This window comes from Nocardioides sp., from assembly GCF_035703625.1.
Taxonomy (GTDB): domain Bacteria; phylum Actinomycetota; class Actinomycetes; order Propionibacteriales; family Nocardioidaceae; genus Nocardioides.
In genome coordinates this window covers 1-3,792 of sequence record NZ_DASSXS010000273.1, presented here as the reverse complement: position 1 = coordinate 3,792, position 3,792 = coordinate 1, and the positions used below count along the sequence as shown (strand labels likewise).

Annotated in this window: 6 protein-coding genes; 1 reads left to right on the top strand and 5 read right to left on the bottom strand. The window is 70.0% G+C overall.

Annotation, left to right across the window (positions count from 1 at the left end; translation table 11 throughout):
* Both VFN12_RS14140 and VFN12_RS14135 read right to left on the bottom strand, forming a co-directional pair.
* Positions 1-681, bottom strand: a 681-nt coding sequence (locus VFN12_RS14140) for an FAD/NAD(P)-binding oxidoreductase (RefSeq protein WP_325119367.1), incomplete at its 3' end; no start/stop codon positions are given.
* A 57-nt stretch (positions 682-738) separates the two neighbouring features.
* Positions 739-1,725: a carbohydrate kinase family protein gene (locus VFN12_RS14135; protein WP_325119366.1), complete on the bottom strand. Its 987-nt coding sequence runs from the start codon at positions 1,723-1,725 to the stop codon at positions 739-741.
* 75 nt (positions 1,726-1,800) lie between these two features.
* Here VFN12_RS14135 and VFN12_RS14130 point away from each other — a divergent pair, with 75 nt between their 5' ends.
* Positions 1,801-2,034 (top strand): hypothetical protein, encoded by a 234-nt coding sequence (locus VFN12_RS14130; protein ID WP_325119365.1) that lies wholly within the window; start codon positions 1,801-1,803, stop codon positions 2,032-2,034.
* Positions 2,035-2,259: 225 nt separating this feature from the next.
* Here the strand turns inward: VFN12_RS14130 and erpA are convergent, their stop codons facing one another.
* The 3 genes from erpA to VFN12_RS14115 form a co-directional block, all read right to left on the bottom strand.
* On the bottom strand, positions 2,260-2,622 hold the full coding sequence (erpA, locus tag VFN12_RS14125) for an iron-sulfur cluster insertion protein ErpA (protein WP_325119364.1): 363 nt from the start codon (positions 2,620-2,622) through the stop codon (positions 2,260-2,262).
* A gap of 61 nt (positions 2,623-2,683) precedes the next feature.
* Complete coding sequence (locus tag VFN12_RS14120) at positions 2,684-3,406, bottom strand: TIGR02206 family membrane protein (RefSeq protein ID WP_325119362.1); 723 nt, start codon at positions 3,404-3,406, stop codon at positions 2,684-2,686.
* Positions 3,407-3,465: 59 nt separating this feature from the next.
* A partial coding sequence (locus VFN12_RS14115) for a glycerate kinase (protein WP_325119361.1) occupies positions 3,466-3,792 on the bottom strand: 327 nt, incomplete at its 5' end.

Sequence of the window (3,792 nt, the reverse complement as noted above, 5' to 3'; positions counted from 1 at the left end):
GATGGTCGAGGCGTCGGCGAGCCGGACGACACTGGCGCCGCCCGCCCCGGCGTCGATGCCGTCGACACCCACCCCCAGCCGCAGGTCGACGCCGTGCTCGCGGTGGAGGTCGGCGAACACCCGAGCCACCTCGGGGCCCATCACGCCCAGCAGCGGCAGGTCCTGCATCTCGACCACGGTCACCTCGACCCCGGCGAGCCGGGCGGCCGCGGCGACCTCCAGGCCGATCCAGCCGCCGCCGATGATCACGATCCGGCCGACGGTCGCGAAGGCCTCGCGCAGCCGCCGGCTGTCCTCGACGGTCCGCAGGTAGGCGATGGCTGCACCGCTCTGGTCAGCCACGGCCAGCCGTCGTGGGGAGGCACCGGTGGCGAGCAGGAGCCGGTCGAAGCCGGCGGACACACCCTCCGCGATCACGGCGTTGCGGTCGAGGTCGAGACCGGTGACCGGCGTCCCGAGGTGGAGCACGACCTCACGCTCGTCGTACCAGGCGCGGTCGTGGAGCTCCACCGACGCCTCCTCGGCCGAGCCGAGGAGTACGCCCTTGGAGAGCGGTGGGCGCTCGTAGGGCAGGTGCGGCTCGGCGCAGAAGACCTCGATGCCTCCCTCGTGCCCGTCGCTCCGCAGCTCGTCGACCGCAGACGCGGCCGCGAGCCCCCCTCCGACCACCACGACCCTCATGGGTCCGATTCTCGACCGGGAGAGCCGATTACGTCAATCAGACTCTCTTTTAGAAGATCAGGGTCGCATCGTGAGCAGGTGCGGCTCGAAGTCGGCCACCGCGTCGGCGCCGTACGTCGCCTCGCAGCGCTGCAGGAACGCCGTCCGGGACAGCGTGTACTCCTGGGTCCCGACCTGCTCGACGACGTAGACCGCCAGCAGGCACCCCAGCTGCGCTGCGCGCTCGTGGTCCAGCCCCCAGGTCAGCGCCGCCAGGAACCCGGCGCGGAACGCGTCGCCCACGCCGGTGGGCTCGACCTTGCGGACCTCGGGCACGGCCGGGACCACGACCGACGACTCGCCCTTCCGGTCGATCCGGACGCCGGCCGGGCCGAGGGTCACGACCCAGGTCCCGACCCGCGCGAGCACGTCGTCGGTCGACCAGCCGGTCTTCTGGGTGATCAGGGCTGCCTCGTACTCGTTGGAGAACAGGATGTCGGCGCCGTCGATCAGCGGGCGGATCATGTCGCCGTCGCTGAAGGCCAGCTGCTGGGACGGGTCCGCGACGAAGCGGTAGCCGCGCTGCCGTGCCTCGTCGGTGTGCCGCAGCATGGCCTCGGGGTCGTTGGGGCCGACCAGGACGTAGTCAGGCTCGCCGGCGCGGTCCGCGATCGGCTTGAGCTCGATCTCCCGCGCCTCGCTCATCGCGCCGGGGTAGAAGGACGCGATCTGGGCGTGGGAGGAGTCGTTGGTGCAGACGAACCGGGCGGTGTGACGGGTCTCGGAGACGTGCACCGACCCGCAGTCGACCCGGTGCCGCTCCAGCCAGGCGCGGTACTCCACGAAGTCCTCCCCCACCGCCCCGACCAGCACCGGGGTCAGGCCGAGGTTGCCGAGCCCGAAGCAGATGTTGGCGGCGCAGCCACCACGCCGTACGTCGAGGTCCTCGACGAGGAAGGACACCGAGAGCTTGTCCAGCTGCTCGACGACGAGGGAGTCGGAGAATCGGCCCGGAAAGGACATCAGGTGGTCCGTGGCGATGGACCCGGTGATCAGCAGCGACATGCCGCGAGACACTACCCGTGAGCCGACCCGCGCGACGCGTTGGAGTACCCACCAGTAGCCAATAGCCTCGTACCCATGGACCACCGCCGCGCGTACGACGACTTCTCCAGCCCCCAGCAGATGCACGCCGACTGCGAGGCGCTCGAGCGCAACAACCCCCGCCTCGAGCGGGCCGCCCGCGCCGCCGTCGAGCAGGCCAGCCCCTCGCTTCACTTCGAGGACTACCCGCGCGAGGTCCGCAAGAAGGGCATCAAGATCGACGACGCCACCGCGCGGCTGGCGAACGCGCTGCACCTGCACCTGGACTGATCGCGATCGCGTCAGCGGACGCGATCAATGGTGGTCGAGCGAGCCGTCAGCGACTGAGCCTGCGAAGGCGCTGAACCGGCGTGTCGAGACCCGGTGAGGAAACTGCCCACAGGAACCACGAAGCCCCCGCCGTCAGGCGGGGGCCATTTCGCGTTTCAGGTCCGCTGTCGCCTCACCGGGTTTCGACACGCTCCGTCCACCATCGGACAGCTTTCACTGACGAAGTCAGTGAAAACTGTCCCCACACGCACACGACCCCGTGGCGTTGGGGTTGTCGATCGTGAAGCCCTGCTTCTCGATCGAGTCGACGAAGTCGATCATCGCGCCGTTGAGGTAGGGGACGCTCATCCGGTCGACCACGACCGTCACGCCGTCGAAGTCGGTGGTCACGTCACCGTCGAGGGTGCGCTCGTCGAAGAACAGCTGGTAGCGCAGCCCCGAGCATCCGCCCGGCTGCACGGAGATGCGCAGCGAAAGGTCGTCGCGGCCCTCCTGCTCGAGAAGGCTCTTGACCTTGGCTGCGGCCACGGGGCTCAGGTTGATCTGGTCCGCGCGGCGCTCTTCGGTGGTCTCGACCTGCTCGGTCATGGTGCTGGCTCCCAAGGATCGTCAGGGTGTGTCTGAGGGTCCAATCGTCTCACACGAGGGGTTATTCCCCGACACTCACGCGCACGCGGCCGGCCCGCCGGGTGCGCTCCCACGGCCAGGTCATCAGCGCCCAGACACCCGCGACCAGCGCGATCTCGACGACGACGTAGAGCGGCCACGGACCCAGCAGGTCCAGGACCGACGTACCGGGCTTCCGGTTGAGGAAGCCGTAGTTGGTGCCCAGCGCCAGATTGAAGCCGAAGACGGTCACCGCCCAGGCGGCGGTGATCGCGACCGTTCGCCAGTAGTCGCGCCAGGTGGGGTGCAGCCCGATGCCCCAGGTGAGGAAGATCGCTGCCCACACGATCAGCAGGTGCATGCCCCAGTAGGCGATGAACTTCGGATCGGGAAAGTCGCGGTTGAGCGCCGGCGTGATCAGGGCCTGGGTGGTCAGGGCCAGCCCCCAGAAGTAGGTGAGTGCGACCGGGGTACGGCGGTGCGTCCACAGGGCGGCCACCGCGGCGATCCAGGCGAAGTCGCACAGCTGCAGCGGCAGGGTGGTCTGGACGTCGTAGTTGCCGGGGAGGAAGTCGATCACCTGGAGCGGGATGGTGAAGCACGGGATCAGCACGGCGAAGACCCGGCTGACCCGCATCTCGTCCGGGGTGCCTCGGACGCGGCGGCCGAGGGCGACGACCGGCCCGATGCCCGCAAAGAAGATGGCCAGCATCAGGAGGTGGGAGGTGCCGAGCGTCTCGAACCCGGCTGCCGCGAGAAGTGTCATGCCCCCACCATCCTCCGTCGCGCTCCGGCCGGGAATGCGCCGCCGTACTCAGCGGGCGATCAGCGGGACCAGGTGCGGGCCACCCGGCCGGCGACGTCCGCGAGGGCGCCTGCGGGGTCTGTGAAGGCCCGCTCCTCCCCTGCCAGGTCGACCAGCGAGTAGGCCGACTCGACGCCCAGGGCGCGCATCTCCCGCGAGCCGACGAGCACCTGACCCGCGATCGCGACGCACGGCCGCAACGCCTCGCCCGCGACCTCCGCGACGCCGTAGGGGACCTTGCCGGAGCGCGACGAGAAGTCGAACGCGCCCTCCCCCGTCACCACCAGGTCTGCCTGCCGGGCGCGTTCCTCCAGCTTCACCGCCTCGGCCACCAGGCCGATGCCCGG

Bases quoted from the DNA above. Each gene is read 5' to 3' on its own strand.
- VFN12_RS14135 (WP_325119366.1), bottom strand. From the start codon at position 1,725: ATGTCGCTGCTGATCACCGGGTCCATCGCCACGGACCACCTGATGTCC.
- VFN12_RS14130 (WP_325119365.1), top strand. From the start codon at position 1,801: ATGGACCACCGCCGCGCGTACGACGACTTCTCCAGCCCCCAGCAGATG.
- erpA (WP_325119364.1), bottom strand. From the start codon at position 2,622: ATGACCGAGCAGGTCGAGACCACCGAAGAGCGCCGCGCGGACCAGATC.
- VFN12_RS14120 (WP_325119362.1), bottom strand. From the start codon at position 3,406: ATGACACTTCTCGCGGCAGCCGGGTTCGAGACGCTCGGCACCTCCCAC.